We start from the raw sequence: 16994 nt of genomic DNA, 5'->3' as shown, positions 1-16994 counted from the left end.
GAAAAGTCATGACCGTTGGGGCTGATGCTGATCCAGCGCGTGACCTTGCCCGTAGGCACGGCGCAGAGGCCGGTGGTCGAGCCACAACTCGGCCACCGGCGCTGCCGGCTGCCGCGCTCAGAACATTTCGTCAGGCAGCGCCATCACGCCTTCGGCGCCATCGGTCACGCTGCTCGCCAAAGCGGCGGCTTCGCAGAGCACGTGATCGGCGTAGAAGCGGGTAGTGATGATCTTCGCTGTAAAGAACGGATCATGGTCACCGCCATCGATCTTCGCTTGCGCGATGAGCGCGGCGCGCGCCATCTGCCAGCCACCGGCGACTATGCCGAGGAGCTTCAGGAAGGGGACGGCACCAGCCGAGGCGGCACGCACGTCGCTGCGATAGGTGGCGACCAGCCAGTCGCCGGCGGCGGCCAGCGCATCGACTGCGGCCGCCAAGCGGCGGCGAATGGCAGCAAAATGACCGCCGCCCTGGCTGGCCAGTTCAGCGTCAAGGGCGCGCATCATGTCGATCACCGAATTCAGCGTTGTGCCGCCTTCGCGCGCGATCTTGCGACCGATCAGATCATTGGCCTGTATGCCGGTGGTGCCCTCGTAGATCGTCGAGATCTGCGCGTCACGCAGGTGCTGCGCGGCGCCGGTTTCCTCGACGTAACCCATGCCGCCATGCACCTGAACGCCGAGCGAGGCCATGGTGACGCCGGATTCGGTGCTCCAGCCCTTGACCACCGGGATCATCAGATCGACGAAGGCCTGATTGCGCTGGCGCACCGCGGCATCCGCATGGCGCATGGCGGCATCGTGCGCGGCCGCCACCACGTAGGCCAGCGCGCGTGTCGCTTCGGCGTAGGAGCGCATGGTCATCAGCATGCGGCGCACATCGGGATGGTGAATGATCGCCACTTTCGGCCCCCCACGGACGCCGATGTCGGTGCACTGAATGCGATCGCGCGCGTAGTCACGCGCCCGCTGATAGGCCCGCTCGCAAACGGCAACCCCCTCCAGTCCGACACCGAAGCGGGCCGCGTTCATCATGATGAACATGTACTCGATGCCGCGATTCTCTTCGCCTACCAGGTAGCCGACCGCGCCGCTGTGGTCGCCAAAGGCCATGATCGCGGTCGGGCTGGCGTGGATGCCGAGCTTGTGCTCGATCGACACGCACCAGGCATCATTACGGGCACCGAGGCTGCCGTCGTCGTTGACCATGAACTTCGGCACGACGAACAGCGAAATGCCCTTGACGCCCTCGGGCGCGGTCGGCGTTCGGGCCAGCACCAGGTGGATGATGTTCTCCGCCATGTCATGGTCACCGTAGGTGATGAATATCTTTTGCCCGAAAACGAGATAGCTGCCGTCGGCCTGTGGCTCGGCACGGGTGCGCACGGCGGCCAGGTCGGAGCCAGCGCTCGGCTCGGTGAGGTTCATCGTCCCGGTCCATTCCCCGCTGACCATTTTTTCGAGGTAGGTCGCCTTCAATTCGTCGGAGCCGGTGAGAACCAGCGCCTCGATGGCGCCGGCGGTCAGCAGGGGACAGAGCGAAAACGAGTGATTGGCCGATTTCCACATCTCGGCGACGGCGGCCGCCACCACCTTGGGCAGTCCCTGCCCACCCCATTCCGGCTCGGCGGCCAGTGCCGTCCAGCCACTGTCGGCGAACAGCTTGTACGCTTCCTTGAAACCCGCCGGCATGGTCACCGCCTTGTCATGCCAGCGCGCGCCTTCCTGGTCGCCCGGCCAGTTGAGCGGTGACAGGACGCCACCCGCGAACTTTGCCGCTTCTTCGAGAACGGCATCGACGAGATCGGCGCTCGCGTCTTCGTAACCCGGCAGTTCCGCCACCTGTTCCAGCCCGGCGAGTTCCTTGATGACAAAATGCATGTCGCGCACGGGGGCAAAATATTCACTCATCTTCATCTCTCCTGTTTTGGCTACTCGTTAGCCTGTTATTCGGCTTCGCAGGCCGTTATGAGGTCGATCAGGAACAGCAGTTCCTCGACGACCGGCAAGGTAAATCCGCTGCGCTGACCTTGACGATTGTCGCGCAGCAACTGCTCCAGATAATCACGACACTCCGGCTTGCCCCAGAGCGAGACGATTCTCTCGCGCAAGTGAGGAAGCTGTTCGAGTGTCACCACTTTTTCCGTTGCCTGTCCAAGCGGCAGCAGTTCGAGTTCATCGCGGCGCTGCTCACCATCCCAACGCATGATCTCGACGTTGAAATTCTGGTTCAACTTCGCAGCCAGCGCCTCGAATTCCTCGCGCAGGCCGTTGCCCTGGTAGATCTGGAGCAAGCGTATCCACGGCGGCAAGGCCTCTTTAGGGTTCGCGTCGATGTATTCCTGCAAGGTTTTCGCCGCGCCGCCGACACGGCCGAAGGAGAGCATGACCTCTGCCAACTCGAGCGCGGGACCTGCCCCCCCTTGCTCAACGTCCGCTCGAATGTCGGCTGAAGTCTGCGACAGGAACTCCGTTCGGTCCGGAGCCTGCTGCGGCTCCCGCACACGTGCTTGCCCCGCAAGTTTTACGGGCACGGCCACAGCCTCTGCGTGCGTGCGCGAGAGGTCGTTTTCGCTGACCGCAGGCGCCACCGGTTCAGCCCCCCGCCGGGAAACGCGAGCTGGTCGCGCAACAAGCCGCCGACGAAAGACGGGGAGCGCGCGCAGCAACGCCATTACGCCGAGGCCAGCGAGGCCAGCGAGGCCAGCGTATACGTAGAGCATCCGGTCGGTGAACGCGTTTTCGGACGCTGTCGCAGTCTGCCGTGGCGCGATCTCCGGTGTCGTCCCGCCGGCTGGCCGCGGGCTGGCCAGCGGAGCGGTCGGCACGAGCACTGTCGATGCAGGGACCGCCCTGGTGTTCGCCGACAGCTTCGCCGGTGTGGCTGGAGCGGCCGGTGAAGGCGTCGGCACCGCTGCCGCTACCCCGCCGAGGCGATCGCCGGCCCTTTTCAGTTCGGCCAGATCCGCTTCCAGCCAGGCGAGCTTGTCACCCAGCACCTGCTGGTCGTCCTTGCGACCAACGAGCATCTGCAGGGTCCGATACTCGAGACGTCGCAGGTCGCGGCCGAGGTCGCTGTCCGGCGCGACGACCGACAATTCAGTGCTCAGGCGCAACGGCAGCCCGGCGTCGTTGGGCAGGCGAACGTTCGCTTCCCGCCCCGGCCGCGAGTCGCTGTGCCTCTCGCCAAGGCCAACGGCGGCTGCCTCCGGCAGGGCCAGCAGCAAGGTCAGCGCGGCCAGCAACCGGCAACAGCGGAAGGTCGCGGTGATCACTCAAGCGCCCCCGGTCGGGACCCACACGCCGGCGAAGGTGTCATTTTCTGCCGAAAAACTGCGCATCCTCGAAATCCGCCAGCAAGTCTGGTCGATAGACGGCAAACAGCGTCGTCAGCATGCCCGACAACCAGGCCTCGGCAAAGCCGAGAAGAATGAAATACGGCAGGTACTCAGCGATCAGATACTCGCTCTCATAGACTCCGGCCAAGGCCAACAGGACGCTGGCCGACACACCGACGGCCATCACCGCCAGCGCCGAGGCAAAGAAACCGTGGCCAAAGAGGTAGACAAACAGATGCCGCGGCAGCACCCGGTCGACCACTTGATGAAGCGCGTGACTGACTGCCACGCCGACCCCGGCCATGAGCAGAGCATTGGCCGCAAAAGCCTGCCAGCCGGCAGAACCGTTGAGGCTGACTCCGGCGAGCACCAGGCACAGGCCGACGAAGGCCAGCGCCCAGCCGAAGCACAGGGTGAACACGGTCGCACCAAGGAGGTGAAAGGCCAGGCCGGGCTTTACCCCGGCCTGCAGGTGCCAGAGCAGGATCAGTGCGACGATCATTCCCAGGAACGCATTCTGGCGTGCGCTATCGCTCAGCACACGCCACGGTGCCCGCCGCACCGCAAAGAGCGCGACGACGACGAACAGGAGCCAAGCGATCAGGGTCCAGTCACCGTCCACCAGGCCGTCCGGCAGGTTCATGCGGCCCGCATCCCGGTGCTGATCAGCCGAGCTCAGCAACCAGCGCTGGCAGCACTTCGAAGAGATCGCCGACAAGTCCATAATCGGCCACCTGGAAGATCGGTGCCTCGGCGTCTTTGTTGATCGCCACGATCACCTTGCTGTCCTTCATCCCGGCCAGATGCTGTATGGCGCCCGAGATGCCGACCGCGATGTAGAGTTGCGGCGCAACGATCTTGCCTGTCTGACCGACCTGATAGTCGTTTGGCGCAAAACCGGCATCGACCGCCGCGCGCGAGGCACCCACCGCCGCCCCCAGCTTGTCAGCAAGTGGTTCGAGCAGTTTGTGGAAATTGTCGCCGCTGCCCATGCCACGTCCGCCCGAGACGATGACCTTGGCGGCGGTGAGTTCAGGGCGCTCGGACTTGGTCAGCTCCTGCCCGAGTAGTTTGCACAGGCCGAGATCGGTGCCCGCAGCCAGAGTTTCAATGACGGCGCTGCCACCCTCGCCGGCGGCTTCGAAAGCGGTTGCCCGGACGGTAATCACCTTGACGGGGTCGATCGACTGGACGGTAGACAGAACGTTGCCCGCGTAGATCGGACGAACAAAGGTGTCAGCCGACTCAACGGCAACGATTTCGGAGATCTGCGCCACGTCGAGCAGCGCGGCCACTCGCGGCATGAAGTTCTTGCCGCTGGTCGTCGCCGGAGCCAGGATGTGGCCATAGTTGGCGGCATTGGCTACTACCAGCGCGGCGAGGTTTTCCGGAGAGTGATCGGCATACGGGGCGGCGTCTGCGACCAGCACCTTGCTCACCCCGGCGACCCTCGCTGCCGCCTCGCCGGCTGCAGCGCAAGCGCTGCCGGCAATCAGCAGATGAATGTCGCCACCGATCTTGGTCGCCGCGGTGACCGCATTGAGCGTCGCCGCCTTGATCGAGGTATTGTCGTGTTCAGCAATAACGAGAATGGCCATGGTCAGATCACCTTCGCTTCAGTCTTGAGTTTCATCACCAGATCGGCGGCATCAGCCACCTTGACACCCGCCGTCCGCTTGGCCGGTTCGGCAACCTTCAGCGTCTTCAGACGCGGCGTGACATCGACGCCAAGCGCTGCCGGGTTGGTGGTCTCGAGGGGCTTCTTCTTGGCTTTCATGATGTTCGGCAAGGTCGCGTAGCGCGGTTCGTTGAGCCGCAGGTCGGCGGTCAGCACGGCCGGCAATGGCACTTCAATGGTCTCCAGACCGCCGTCGATCTCGCGCGTCACCGTTGCCTGCTGGCCGGCGACAACCACCTTGGAGGCAAAGGTCGCCTGCGGCCAGTTCATCAGACCGGCCAGCATCTGCCCGGTCTGGTTAGCGTCGTCGTCGATGGCCTGCTTGCCGCAAAGGACGATCTGCGGCTGCTCCTTGGCGCACACGGCCTTGAGCAGCTTGGCGACGGCCAGCGGCTGCAATTCAGCATCGGTCTGGATCAGGATGCCACGGTCGGCGCCAAGTGCCATCGCCGTACGCAAGGTTTCCTGACAATTGGCCACACCCGCGGAAACGACGACCACTTCAGTGGCGATGCCGGCTTCCTTGAGACGGACGGCCTCCTCTACGGCGATTTCATCGAAAGGGTTCATCGACATCTTGACGTTGGCCAGATCCACACCGCTCGCATCCGCCTTGACGCGGACCTTGACGTTGTAATCGACCACCCGTTTGACTGGAACGAGGATTTTCAATTTGCTCTCCTTGATGACTACACGGTAATCGACATCAATTGCGATCAAGGCAATCGACGTTTGACATTGCTGTATTCTGGCCGGACAATGAACCATACCTCATCGTATGGATGACGTACGGTACCGTATGGTACGACGACTGTCAACACTGTCGGCCAACGCGGCGACACATGAACTTGATATATTGCCTGAGGCGCGTGATTCACGAAAGGACCAGATGACGATGAGGCTGGAAAAGCGCAGGCCGCGTGCTCAACTCGACCGCAGCGAGTGGGTCGAGGCGGCAATCGACGTGTTGGCCGAGCAGGGCGTCCAGGGAATGCGAGTTGAAGTTCTGGCCAAGAATTTCGGCGTCACCAAGGGCAGCTTCTACTGGCACTTCAAGGACCGGCAGGACCTGTTCACGGCCGTCCTGCAGACCTGGCGGGACGGCCGCATCCGGGATATCGACAAGCAGACCGTCGCCACTCCCGGTAGCGAGCGAGAGCAACTGCTGCACCTGATCGACGTCTACGGCGCCACGCGCAACCGGCGAGGGATCTCGATCGAGCTGGCGGTGCGTGAATGGGCGCGGCGGGACACCGAAGCGGCCAGTATCGTCGAGGAGGTGGACAACTGGCGTCTCGACTGCACGCGCAAGCTGTTCGTCGCCCGCGGCGTTTCTGACGACGAGGCGAAAAGCCGCAGCCTGTTGCTCTACGCCTACGTCTTCGGGCGGAGCCTGATGGCCTGCAAGAACGACGATCGTGAAATCAGCGACGGCAAGCGCTGGATCGCCGAGTTGATCGTCACGCAGTAGTCTCGCCGGCTGCCAGGGCGACCACCCTGGCGGTCATCTTTTTCTGAGCGACCTTTCTCTCGCGCGGGATTGCCCGATGAAACCTACCGCCAGCCAACAATTCATTCTCGCCCTCGACCAGGGTACGACCAGTTCGCGTGCCATCGTCTTCGCGCGCGACGGCAGCGTTGTTGGCACCGCGCAGCAGGAGTATGCCCAGCACTACCCGCAACCGGGATGGGTGGAGCACGACGCCATCGACATCTGGCAAACCCAGCTTGCCGTCGCGCGCGCGGCGCTGCGCGAGAACGGAATCGCGGCCAGCCGGGTTGCCGCTGTCGGCATCACCAACCAGCGCGAGACCACGCTTCTCTGGGATCGCGCCAGTGGCGAACCGCTGCACCGGGCGATCGTTTGGCAGGACCGGCGGACGGCGGGTCTGTGCGCTGCCCTGGAGCGAGCGGGTCACGTCGAACTGTTCCGCCAGCGCACCGGCCTGGTTCTCGACGCGTACTTCTCGGGAACCAAATTGAAATGGCTGCTCGACCATATCCCCGGCGCCCGCGCCCGCGCCGAGCGTGGCGAACTGGCTTTCGGCACCATAGACACCTGGCTGGCGTGGAAGCTGTCCGGCGGCCGCGTCCATGTCACCGATCCTTCGAACGCCTCGCGCACGCTGCTCTTCGACATCAGGCGCCGGTGCTGGGATGACCAACTGCTGGCCCTGCTCGACATTCCGCCGGCCGTGCTGCCGCAAGTCGTCGACAGTAGCGGGCTGATCGCGACGCTCGACGGCGACCTGCTCGGCGCGCCGATCGCGCTCGCCGGCATGGCCGGCGACCAGCAGGCGGCGACCTATGGCCAGGCCTGCCTCGAACCGGGAATGGCCAAGAATACCTATGGCACGGGCTGCTTCCTGCTGATGAACACCGGCTCGCAGGCCATGAACTCGACGCACCGCATGCTGACGACGATCGGCTGGCGGCGTCAGGGGCAGACCACTTACCTGCTCGAAGGCAGCGTCTTCATGGGCGGCGCAGTGGTGCAATGGTTGCGCGACGGGCTGGGGATGATCTCCAGAACCGACGAGATCGAAACGCTGGCCGCTTCAGTACCCGATAGCGGTGGTGTCTATCTGGTGCCGGCACACACCGGCCTCGGCGCTCCGTACTGGGACCCCTACGCCCGTGGCGCCCTGCTCGGTCTGACGCGCGGAACGAACCGCGCGCACATCGCGCGCGCCGCGCTTGAAGCAATAGCTTTTCAGAGCGCCGAGGTGCTGATCGCCATGGAAGAGGATTCTCGGGATTCCTCAGATTCCGCAGATTCTGCAGACTCCGGAAAATCCGGCGCGCGCCTGCGCGAATTGCGCGTCGACGGTGGCGCCGCCGCGAACAATCTGTTGCTGCAGTTTCAGGCTGATCTGCTGGGTGTGCCCGTCGTGCGCCCGCGCATCATCGAGACCACTGCGCTCGGTGCTGCCTACCTGGCGGGACTGGCAGTCGGCTTCTGGCAGGACGAAGCCGAGCTGACCTCGTTGTGGCGAGCCGAGCGGCGCTTTGAACCGGCGATGTCCGATGCGCAGCGGACCGCCCTGCTCGGCGACTGGCGTCGCGCCGTGGAGCGTTGCCGGCACTGGGCGAAAGCTGACTAGCATCGGCGCCGGTCGGCGGTGCCGGCAGTCTTCAGGAGAGCAAAGCTGCCAGCTTGGCCTCGAGTTCGTCAAGACGCTTTCGTCCATCGCCACTGAGCGCGATCGCGTCGTGCCACTCACTGAACAGGTGACGCAATTCCTCGATGCTTGGGCTGCCTTCGACGCGCGCGATCAAGCTCGATGCGGCCATGCCGACGAAGGCGTCGAGCGTGTTGAGCATGAAATTCCGCGCCATTCCCAGGCGTTCGTCGTCGTCGGCCGGGGCAGGAGTTGCGGTCGGCACGCCCGCTGCCGGCTTCGCCGCGGCCGATGCGCCCACCGGGGCAGCGGCGGGGACGTTCCACGCCAGCAGGAAGCACTCGTCGATGACGGAAAGTTTGCTTTCCAGGTCGGCCAGTTGCTTGCGACCATCAGAAGACAGGGAGATGGCCGCGCGCCAGGGCATGGCCAGCTCATGCAGGTCCTCGAGTCGCGCGGCCACGTCGATGTGGTTGATGAGGCTCGAGGCGGAATTTCCAACGAAGGTGCGCAGCGTGTTGGTCATGAAGTTTCGCGCCATTTTCAGACGCTGCTCGTCGATGGCCGACAGCGGCGCCGCGTCGGCGGACACTGTCACCGACCGGACAGGCGTCGGCGGCAGCGTCGGCACAGGTTCGTTCCCTCGCAGCGGGACGATGAAGCCCTCGTCGAGCAGTTGCCGGCAGACTGCCGGCAGGGTGTCGGCGGAAAACATGGTCAGCAGCGCGTCGTAGTCGCGCTTGCCGTCGATCACGATGAGCACCTGGCGAGCACGCGGCGCCAGGCGGCAGGTCCGCTTCTCGACCTCCTCGATGCCCTTTGGCGTCTTGACGCAAATCGGTATCACGGCCATCTACCTCCACTCACTGAGAGGGGTACGCAGCCTGCCGCCGAGCGAGCGATCCTGCCAGCAGCCATCACGTCGCCTGACTTCGTGAAGAGTTCGAGACGGAGGTTTCATCACCGAGTAGCGAAACAAAACGGTGGAACCGCGAAAGCCACGATTGATGCTGGAGGCGGGATGGATCGGACGCCATGACAGCGAGGAAACGCACATGCAAACAGATTGCATCAGCGAGAGTATATGTGGCGCTCATGACCGCGGTCAATCGCTGATCGTGGCAAGCCCGTTTCCCGAAGTTCTAGCTCCCTCAGGGAGCCTTGGCAGCTCCGGCAGGTGAGCCAGGTCGTTAGGTATCGTTCAGTGACAGGCGTAATTTCATTCGGGAGTCTTGCAAGAGGCTCGATTCAATGCTGAATCTGCGCGTGCGCCAGACGCAACTCAAGCGCTATGGCGTGCAGCCGCTTGTTGCGCGTCCACAATCAGCGGGCAGAAACGAGCAAATGAACATCAACGTGGCCCATGTCGCGGCCCATCAACGCCTATTGGTCAATCAAAAGCAGATCACGTCCATTCCTGGTTTCAGCCCGAGCCCTTGCGTTCATCCGCCTGGAGAAGTCAGACAGAGGCATCCCGAAACGCGCGCAGCACGGTGTTGATGCGAGTTTGATAACCCGGCCCTTGTGCCTTGAACCACTCCAGGACATCTTGATCAATCCGCAGAGAGATCAAAGCCTTGGCGGGCAATGGCTGAAGCCCACGCCTGACGATACCGCGAACGATGCGACGAACATCCGCTTCGGGATGGTCTGCGGACACTTTGGACGTAGCCGTCTTTGACTCGAGACGAGGCCAATCAGTTTGCGACTCCATCGTAGTACATTTGCGTTTCGCGGCGGATTGCTTTGCGGAACGAGATGATGCGGATTTCATGTTCGTTCTCCGTGTGCACAATTGAAGCAGGAATGCCGGCCAGGAGACCCAATGTCACGAAGCGCTACTCTCCGTAGGGAAACGATCATCTGCGAAGGTGAACGTGATGGCCTCGAAGACTCTTGGGGCGTCGAGGAAATCCAGCCCGTGGCTCTTCAAATTCAGGTTGCGCTTGACTTCAGACCAAGTGAACTCCATGCGTTCAGTGTATATACACAGCGTATCTGCGTCAATGTAGTAGCGGCAGCATCGACTGTTTCTTCGGTCAATTCGTATTCGAGGTCGTGGCTGGACGAACCCCAATGCGTGCGTCCCGTCTGGCGCGAGACGAAAGCGGAGTTCTGAAATGGGGCTGCGGGCAAGCGTGCCACCTGTGTATTCATGGTGTGCTCCCCGATCATTCAAGATTCATCCGCGCGACGGCGCGCAATTCCTGCGCCGTCTCGGGCAGCCCGGTCAGCGCCTTGTCGGGGACGACGATCAGATGGCTGGCCGGGTTGGCCACCGTCAGCAGGTCGGCGACCGGGCCGAGGAGATCGGCGTACAGCGCATGCGCCGCCTGCACGTCGAAGGGGCACGCGAGCTGCGCCTCGACATTGGCGGCGGACAGGTCGAGTTGCACGCGCAGCTTGCGTATCCGCTCGCTCAGCGCCTTGGCCGAGACGCCAAGCCGCGCCATGCGCGCCTGATCGCGGCGCAGCGCCCAGACGTAGCCTTCATCGCCGCTGAACAGAAAGGCGAGCAGCGCTTCGTTCGGCCCGAGCAGCTTCTGCGCGCCGGCCAGTGTCAGCGGCCGCGGCGTGGTCAGTTCGCGGTAGCGCGGGAAGTCACGTTCGAGCGCGGCGTCGAGCGCCTCGGCCGCCTTGGGCTCGCGCGCGCTCGCCTCGGCAAGCAGCGCGATGTTGAACTCGAAGTAGAGGGCGAATCTGCGCTGCTCGGAGACGCTGCCTTCGCCTTCGCTGCGCGCGCCCTCGCCGAAGCGATGCGCCAGGATCGCGCTGCTGCGCCGGCTCGCCGTCAGTGCGTCGGTAGCGCCGCCCTGCGCCTTGTACAGCCCCGCCAGGTTGTTCAGCGTCGTGGCCACGGACGGGTGCTCGGCGCCGAGCGCCTTCTCCCTGATCGCCAGCGCGCGGTGGCTTTGGCAACGAAAAAATGTGCTATCGTTTGCTGCGCATTTTCAGGATCTAAGCCGTGCACACCTTTTCTATCCGTGACCTTCGGGAACGCAGCGACGACCTTATTCGAAACGCCGAGGCCGGCCATTTGTCGCTTGTCGCCGAGCAGGGCCATCCAGTTTTCGTCGCTGTTCCCTTTGACGACACGACGCTCTCCAAGGGCGTCACCGCTTCACTCGCAGTTAAGCTTTTTGAGGAAAATGTGCTGAGCCTCGGTAGAGCCGCGCAGTTCGCCGGGATGTCCACGGAGACCTTCATGGATGTGCTCGGCGCACTTGGCATCGCGGTCATCGATTACCCGGCGGCTGATCTGGCAGATGAGGTGGCCGGCTTCTCGAAATGAACCTCGTTGTGGCCGACAGCGGCCCGTTGATCGTATTTGCGCGTACTCACTCGTTGGACGTACTTTTAGCGGTCGCCAAGAGGATCCTGGTGGCGCCTGCGGTAAGAGAAGAGTGCCTGTTCGATCGAACGAGACCAGGTGCCAAGGCCATCGAGCAGGCATTCGAGCGAGGGGAGCTCACCCTGTCGGGGGACCCCGAGATGGGTCATCTGTTCGATAACATTCCCAACCTCAACGCTGGCGAGAAGTCCGCCTTGGCCCTGGCCTTGTCGATCAACGAAGCGGTACTGATCGACGAGAAACTCGGGCGTGTGATTGCACGGCAGCGCAACATCAAGGTCATCGGCAGTGTTGGTATCCTGTTGCTGGCGAAGAAAATTGGCAAGCTCGCCGCAGTGAAGCCCATCCTCGATACCTGGAAACGCGCCGGCTACCACTTGAGCGAAGACCTCATCATTGCCGCGCTTGATCAGGCAGGAGAGATCACGCCCGCGATGCATCGTCGCTGATCGTAGTGCGCAATGTAAGCCATAGGATACGAAAGGTACGAAACGCATCGATCGCGAGCGGCGATGCGCTTCTCTTGGCTCAGCACCTCCTACGCCCTGCGCCTTACCGAGCAAGCCGCCTCACGGTCTTCGAGGTCGTGGCTGGACGAACCCCCATGCGTGCGTCCCGTCTGGCACGAGACCAAAGCGGAGTTCTCAAATGGGGCGGCGGCGCTGACCCACTCGAAGGCAGAGAGGAGATCGTCGTAACCGATTCGGGTACGAGATTCCGGATCGACCTTCGACGATTCATTCATGACCGGTCAGCGCCTTTCTCTCGCCGCCATCTGCTCGTGCAAGGTCCGCTTTGCCGGCTTCAGCGGCGTGCGGCTGACCGTCCAGCCGGACTGCATCGGCGGCGTCAGCGCGCGGAAGCGCGTCGCCAGCCAGCCGAAAGCGCGGTACAGCGCCGGACGCGTGTACAGCGCTGCCCAGCCCGACCAGATGGCATCAACCAGGGCACTCTTGGCCGCACCCTGGCCGAGCATCGGCGCATGACCCGGACGGGCGTCGTGCTGCGCTTCGCCGCGTAGACGAATGAGCAGGTCGGGAATCGGGATCTTGACCGGGCAGACTTCGCCACAGGCGCCGCAGAGGCTCGAAGCGGTCGGCAGGACGTGCGTCGCCGCCAGCCCGAGCATGTGCGGCGAGATGATTTCACCGATCGGACCGGGATAGGTGGTGCCGTAAGCGTGGCCGCCGATGCGCGTATAGACCGGGCAGTGGTTCATGCACGCGCCGCAGCGGATGCACTGCAGCGTCGAACGCAGTTGCTCGTCGCTGTAGGCCTGCGTGCGGCCATTGTCGACCAGCACCAGATGCATTTCTCGTGGGCCGTCCTTCTCGCCAGGCTTGCGTGGGCCGCTGATCATGTTGAGATAGGTGGTGATCGCCTGGCCGGTCGCCGAACGCGTCAACAGGGCAAAGAGCGGTGGCACGTGTTCGAGTTTCTCGACCACTTTCTCGATGCCGGTAATCGCGATATGCACGCCGGGAACGGTGGTGCACATGCGGCCGTTGCCTTCATTCTCGACCAGGCACAGGGTGCCGGTTTCGGCGACGGCGAAGTTCACTCCGGACAAGCCGATCTCGGCGGTCATGAACTTCTCGCGCAAGACGGCGCGGCCAATGCCGATCAGTTCATCGACCGATTCGGTATACCCGGCACCGGGCACCTTGGCGGCAAACAGGCGGGCGATCTCGAGCTTGGTCTTGTGGATCGCCGGCATGATGATGTGCGAAGGTTTTTCGCCATCGAGCTGGACGATGTATTCGCCCATGTCGCTCTCAAGCGCTTCCATGCCGGCGTCGGCCATCGCGTGGTTGAGCTCGATCTCTTCACTGACCATCGACTTGCCCTTGACCATCAGCTTGGTCGAGTGACGCCGGGCAATGTTGATGATGATCGCGTTGGCCTGTTCGGGATTTTCGGCCCAGTGCACCTGAACGCCGTTGGCGGTCAGGTTACGCTCTAGCTGTTCGAGGAGGTCCGGCAGGCGGGCCAGGCTGTACTTGCGGATATGCTCGGCGAGCCCGCGCTGACTTTCGAGCGCCACCGGATCGGGAAACTGCGCCGCCCGCTTGGCAATCAGGAAGTCCATCGCGCCGCGGAAACTCTTGCGCAGATGCGCGTCGGCGACCGCTACGGCGGCACGTTCCTTGAATTCGCTGGCCGGGACGAATCTGAGCGCTTGGGTGTTCGCTTGTGCGTTGATTTGTGAGTTGTTCTGTGCGTTCATGCCAGTTCCTCCTCATTGACCAGCAGCAGGACGATCAACTCCTTCGGGCCGTGCGCGCCGTAGGCCAGCGTCACCTGGATATCGGCCGTCTTCGAGGGTCCCGAAACGAGCAGCGCGTTGGTCGGCAGGCCGCCGCTCCAACCCTGCTCGATCATCGCGTCGAACAGTGTTTCGTAGAGCTTGTCGGCGTCGAGCAGCGCGAAATGGATCGGCGGGACGAGCGACATCAAACGAGGCTCGTTGGCGTCCGGCCAGATGATCAGCGTCCCGGTCTCGGCGATGCCGCCGCGCGTCGAGGTGAAGCTGGCATCGGTGTTCTCGAAGAGTTCCTGCTTCCAGTCGTCCACCGGGCGATCGTAAGGCTTCAGTCCGCCGATGCCGGCGGCCAGCAACGCAGCCGTGTATTCGGTCTGCTCGCCGTAGAGTAACGAACGTACGCCCTTGGCCGCGCAAAGTTCGCGCAGCTTCTGCGACCAGTTGTCACGCGTCACCTTGACGACTTCAGCGTGCCAGAAAGCCATCTTGTCGCAGAATACTTCCATGCGCGTAGCACGGTTGCTGGCCGGCCGGGCGGCACTCACCGCGGCATGGAAACCCCGCACGTCGGGCGCCAGCGGCGCCGTTCCTTGCGGCGCGGCGCGCAGGCGTTGCAGGATGTTGTCACGCGCGCTCATCGCCGCCCTCCTTCAGGATTCGTCCGCTGCCACAGGAAGCTCGCCAGATGCTGGCCCTGAAAGGGGTCACCCCGCTTCTGCAGGGTGTGGTTCAGGCTGAGCATGCAGCCGCAGTCTGCCGACAGGAAGGTCTCGGCGCCGGTTTCCTTGAGCGCATCGACCTTGTCGCCGGCCATCGCCGACGAGATCGCCGGGTGCTTGAGCGAGAAGGTGCCACCAAAGCCGCAGCATTCGGATTCGTGTTCGTGCAGGCCGACATCGACGCCCGGCAATTGCGCCAGCAGCGCCCGCGCGTGGACCTGGGTGCCCATTTCGCGACGCGCGGCACACGAGGTGTGCAGAGCGACGCGGGCCGGCTGCCCGGAATCGCTGAGGCTGACCCTCGCCACATGCAGCAGGAACTCGGAAAGTTCAAAAATCCGATCGGCCAGTGCCGTCGCTTCGGCCAGCAGGCGCGGATCGTCGGCGAAAACCTTGGGATAGTGGTGGCGCATCATGCCCGCACACGAGCCGGAAGGAACGATCACCGGCCAGGGTTCCGGGAAGAGACGCATTTGCGCCAGGGCCACCGCGCGCGTCTGTTCGGGAAAGCCGCTGCTGTGCGCCGGTTGCCCGCAGCAGGTCTGGTCGGCTGGGAAATGCACTTCGATTCCCTCGCGCTCGAGCAGGCGGACGGTGTCCATGCCGGCCTCGGGACAGAACATGTCGATCAGGCAAGTCCCGAAAAGGTAGACCTTCGGCGGCTTGTCCGGGTAGTGGCGATTGCCTGTCTCGTCCATCTCTATCTCCTTTTTATTGAATATGAAAGCTAGACCTTCTCCCGCATCAAGCGCGCCTTCTCGCGGACCCAGTCGCGCTCTTTCTCGGTCTCGCGCTTGTCGTATTGCTTCTTGCCCTTGGCCAGGCCGATCTCGACCTTCAGGCGGCCACGCTGGAAATGCAGGTCCAGCGGCACCAGCGTGTAGCCGGCGCGTTCGACCTGGCCGATCAGTTTGCCGATCTGCCTGCTGTGCAGCAACAGCTTGCGCGTGCGAATCGGGTCCGGCTTGACATGCGACGACGCGGCCAGCAGCGGCGCGACATGCATGCCGAAGAGGAAGACTTCGCCGCTGCGGATGACGACATAGCCCTCCTTGATGCTCGCCCGGCCGGCACGGATCGCCTTCACCTCCCAGCCCTCGAGGACGATACCCGCCTCGATCTTCTCTTCGATGAAGAAGTCATGAAAAGCCTTCTTGTTGGCGACTATGCTCATGGTTCTGTTTCTCGGGCGATTAGCGTTCGTTAGGGTTGGGGAGTGCTAGAATTCTCGATTCTACAGGATTCACGAGGTGTGGCAGAGGATGGCCATGGTCAAGAAATCGGTGCTGATCGCGCGTTCGTCGCAACAGATGTTCGATCTGGTCGACCGTGTTGAGGACTACCCGCAGTTTTTGCCCTGGTGCAGCCAGACGCGCTGTGAATTTCGCGACGACCGGAAGACGGTGGCCACGCTGCACATCAGCTACCGCAGTGTGAAGTCCCACTTCACCACCGAGAACAACAAGGAATCCCCGCTATGGATGAAAATCACTCTGGTCGATGGTCCATTTCGCCGGCTTGATGGCTTGTGGCGTTTCAAGTCGCTCGCCGAGCACGCGTGCAAGATCGAGTTTCAACTCTCCTACGAGTTTTCCAGCAAGGTTTTCGAAAAGGTGATCGGTCCAGTGTTCGGCCAGATCGCCAATAGTTTCGTCGATGCCTTCGTGAAACGGGCCGACGAGGTGCATGGGGTGCCAAATGTCTGAGATGCTTGCCATAGAAGTGATCTACGCCTTGCCGACCAAGCAACCACTGATCAGCCTGAAGCTGCCGCCCGGCAGCACCGTAAGACAGGCGATTGACGCCTCCGGACTGCTGCCGAAGTATCCCGAAATCGATCTGGCGAAGAACAAGATCGGTGTCTTCGCCAGGCTCACCAAACTTGATGCGCCCCTACGCGACCATGACCGCGTGGAGATCTACCGGCCGCTGATTGCCGATCCGAAGGAAGTGCGCAAGCAGCGCGCCGCCGAAGGCAAGGTGATGAAAAAGGGATCTGGCGAAAGTGAGTAGGGACGAGCAGGCACGAGTAGGCACGCTTACCGGCAGGTGGCTTGCACGATCTGACGAGCTTTGTTGACCTCGCGTTCGCGCTGGGCGTCGTCCAGGAAGTAACGCTCACCCTTGCTGTCGCGCATGGACACGCGTTCGCCCGACTCCATGAGTTGCAGTGAGCTGCGCGCAGCGTCACAGTTTTCCTTTCGGTCTGCCGTCGCACGCTGCTCCTTTGCGGACTTCTCGGCACTCTCCCGGGCTTCCTTCTGACGCTTGCGGAACTCCATCTCGCGGTCGGCGAACGTCTTGCCGGTCTCGCTGCCGGCGGCCGGCGCTTCCGCGTCGATCTGCGTCTGCTGCCGGACCTTGCCGGCAGGTGGCCGGTCCGAGATCACGGTCTTGTTGTTTTCATCCTGCCACTTGTAGATCTGGGCTTCGGCCGCAAAAGCAGCGATCAGCGCAGTAGCAAGGAGAGCAAAGCGTCTCATGGTCATCCAGCCGTAACGGAGCACGCTGTATAATACGTT

18 protein-coding genes and 1 pseudogene are annotated in these 16994 nt (G+C 63.0%); 6 read left to right on the top strand and 13 right to left on the bottom strand.

All coding sequences use genetic code 11. The features are described 5' to 3' along the window. Window positions 1-117: 117 nt before the first annotated feature. The 5 genes from ACCAA_RS12785 to ACCAA_RS12765 are packed head-to-tail and all read right to left on the bottom strand — an operon-like array spanning window position 118 to window position 5688. Window positions 118-1911 (bottom strand): acyl-CoA dehydrogenase, encoded by a 1794-nt coding sequence (locus tag ACCAA_RS12785; protein WP_186407632.1) that lies wholly within the window; start codon window positions 1909-1911, stop codon window positions 118-120. A 35-nt stretch (window positions 1912-1946) separates the two neighbouring features. Beyond that, window positions 1947-3275, bottom strand: coding sequence for a type IV pilus assembly protein FimV (locus ACCAA_RS12780; RefSeq protein ID WP_186407631.1), 1329 nt, complete (start codon window positions 3273-3275; stop codon window positions 1947-1949). 40 nt (window positions 3276-3315) lie between these two features. Continuing rightward, window positions 3316-3981 carry an energy-coupling factor ABC transporter permease gene (locus ACCAA_RS12775; RefSeq protein ID WP_186407630.1) on the bottom strand — a complete coding sequence of 222 codons (666 nt, stop codon included), beginning with the start codon at window positions 3979-3981 and terminating at the stop codon, window positions 3316-3318. A 22-nt stretch (window positions 3982-4003) separates the two neighbouring features. Further along, the gene (locus ACCAA_RS12770) at window positions 4004-4936 is read right to left on the bottom strand and encodes an electron transfer flavoprotein subunit alpha/FixB family protein (RefSeq protein ID WP_186407629.1); all 933 of its coding nucleotides are present in this window, start codon (window positions 4934-4936) and stop codon (window positions 4004-4006) included. 2 nt (window positions 4937-4938) lie between these two features. After that, on the bottom strand, window positions 4939-5688 hold the full coding sequence (locus tag ACCAA_RS12765; protein ID WP_186407628.1) for an electron transfer flavoprotein subunit beta/FixA family protein: 750 nt from the start codon (window positions 5686-5688) through the stop codon (window positions 4939-4941). Window positions 5689-5905: 217 nt separating this feature from the next. On the opposite strand from ACCAA_RS12765, the gene ACCAA_RS12760 reads away from it, so the two are divergent. Both ACCAA_RS12760 and glpK read left to right on the top strand, forming a co-directional pair. Beyond that, a complete protein-coding gene (locus ACCAA_RS12760) occupies window positions 5906-6487 on the top strand; it encodes a TetR/AcrR family transcriptional regulator (RefSeq protein WP_186407627.1) in 582 nt (193 codons plus the stop codon). Window positions 6488-6563: 76 nt separating this feature from the next. Then, window positions 6564-8120 carry a glycerol kinase GlpK gene (glpK, locus tag ACCAA_RS12755; RefSeq protein WP_186407626.1) on the top strand — a complete coding sequence of 519 codons (1557 nt, stop codon included), beginning with the start codon at window positions 6564-6566 and terminating at the stop codon, window positions 8118-8120. A 31-nt stretch (window positions 8121-8151) separates the two neighbouring features. On the opposite strand, the gene ACCAA_RS12750 is transcribed toward glpK, so the two are convergent. The 3 genes from ACCAA_RS12750 to ACCAA_RS12735 form a co-directional block, all read right to left on the bottom strand. Beyond that, entirely contained in the window at window positions 8152-8892 is a 741-nt protein-coding gene (locus ACCAA_RS12750) for a hypothetical protein (RefSeq protein WP_186407625.1), read from the bottom strand. 705 nt (window positions 8893-9597) lie between these two features. Continuing rightward, window positions 9598-9912, bottom strand: coding sequence for a BrnA antitoxin family protein (locus ACCAA_RS12745; protein ID WP_245754561.1), 315 nt, complete (start codon window positions 9910-9912; stop codon window positions 9598-9600). Between the two features lie 397 nt (window positions 9913-10309). Then, window positions 10310-10996, bottom strand: a complete 687-nt coding sequence (locus ACCAA_RS12735; protein ID WP_245754560.1) for a hypothetical protein — start codon at window positions 10994-10996, stop codon at window positions 10310-10312. A gap of 107 nt (window positions 10997-11103) precedes the next feature. Between ACCAA_RS12735 and ACCAA_RS12730 the strand changes: the two genes are divergently transcribed. Together ACCAA_RS12730 and ACCAA_RS12725 are read left to right on the top strand one after the other, a co-directional pair. Next, window positions 11104-11430 (top strand): UPF0175 family protein, encoded by a 327-nt coding sequence (locus ACCAA_RS12730; RefSeq protein WP_186407623.1) that lies wholly within the window; start codon window positions 11104-11106, stop codon window positions 11428-11430. Next, window positions 11427-11939 (top strand): PIN domain-containing protein, encoded by a 513-nt coding sequence (locus tag ACCAA_RS12725; RefSeq protein WP_186407622.1) that lies wholly within the window; start codon window positions 11427-11429, stop codon window positions 11937-11939. Before ACCAA_RS12730 ends, ACCAA_RS12725 begins: the two co-directional genes overlap by 4 nt. Window positions 11940-12241: 302 nt before the next feature. Here ACCAA_RS12725 and ACCAA_RS12720 read toward each other — a convergent pair whose 3' ends face one another. The 4 genes and pseudogenes from ACCAA_RS12720 to smpB form a co-directional block, all read right to left on the bottom strand. Then, the gene (locus ACCAA_RS12720; protein WP_186407621.1) at window positions 12242-13717 is read right to left on the bottom strand and encodes a LutB/LldF family L-lactate oxidation iron-sulfur protein; all 1476 of its coding nucleotides are present in this window, start codon (window positions 13715-13717) and stop codon (window positions 12242-12244) included. Beyond that, window positions 13714-14391, bottom strand: a complete 678-nt coding sequence (locus tag ACCAA_RS12715) for a LutC/YkgG family protein (protein ID WP_186407620.1) — start codon at window positions 14389-14391, stop codon at window positions 13714-13716. The genes ACCAA_RS12720 and ACCAA_RS12715 overlap by 4 nt, the downstream gene beginning before the upstream one ends. Beyond that, window positions 14388-15170, bottom strand: coding sequence for a (Fe-S)-binding protein (locus tag ACCAA_RS12710; RefSeq protein WP_186407619.1), 783 nt, complete (start codon window positions 15168-15170; stop codon window positions 14388-14390). Before ACCAA_RS12710 ends, ACCAA_RS12715 begins: the two co-directional genes overlap by 4 nt. 29 nt (window positions 15171-15199) lie before the next feature. Continuing rightward, a pseudogene (gene smpB / locus ACCAA_RS12705) lies at window positions 15200-15649 on the bottom strand (SsrA-binding protein SmpB); the annotation flags it as partial. A gap of 85 nt (window positions 15650-15734) precedes the next feature. On the opposite strand from smpB, the gene ACCAA_RS12700 reads away from it, so the two are divergent. Together ACCAA_RS12700 and ACCAA_RS12695 are read left to right on the top strand one after the other, a co-directional pair. Further along, window positions 15735-16178, top strand: coding sequence for a type II toxin-antitoxin system RatA family toxin (locus tag ACCAA_RS12700; protein WP_186407663.1), 444 nt, complete (start codon window positions 15735-15737; stop codon window positions 16176-16178). Then, window positions 16171-16485: an RnfH family protein gene (locus ACCAA_RS12695; RefSeq protein ID WP_186407617.1), complete on the top strand. Its 315-nt coding sequence runs from the start codon at window positions 16171-16173 to the stop codon at window positions 16483-16485. The genes ACCAA_RS12700 and ACCAA_RS12695 overlap by 8 nt, the downstream gene beginning before the upstream one ends. A gap of 26 nt (window positions 16486-16511) precedes the next feature. Here ACCAA_RS12695 and ACCAA_RS12690 read toward each other — a convergent pair whose 3' ends face one another. Beyond that, entirely contained in the window at window positions 16512-16955 is a 444-nt protein-coding gene (locus tag ACCAA_RS12690; RefSeq protein ID WP_186407616.1) for a DUF4124 domain-containing protein, read from the bottom strand. Window positions 16956-16994 lie beyond the last annotated feature (39 nt).

The organism is Candidatus Accumulibacter aalborgensis (genome assembly GCF_900089955.1).
GTDB classification, from domain to species: domain Bacteria; phylum Pseudomonadota; class Gammaproteobacteria; order Burkholderiales; family Rhodocyclaceae; genus Accumulibacter; species Accumulibacter aalborgensis.
This window is presented reverse-complemented; position numbering and strand designations above follow the sequence as displayed.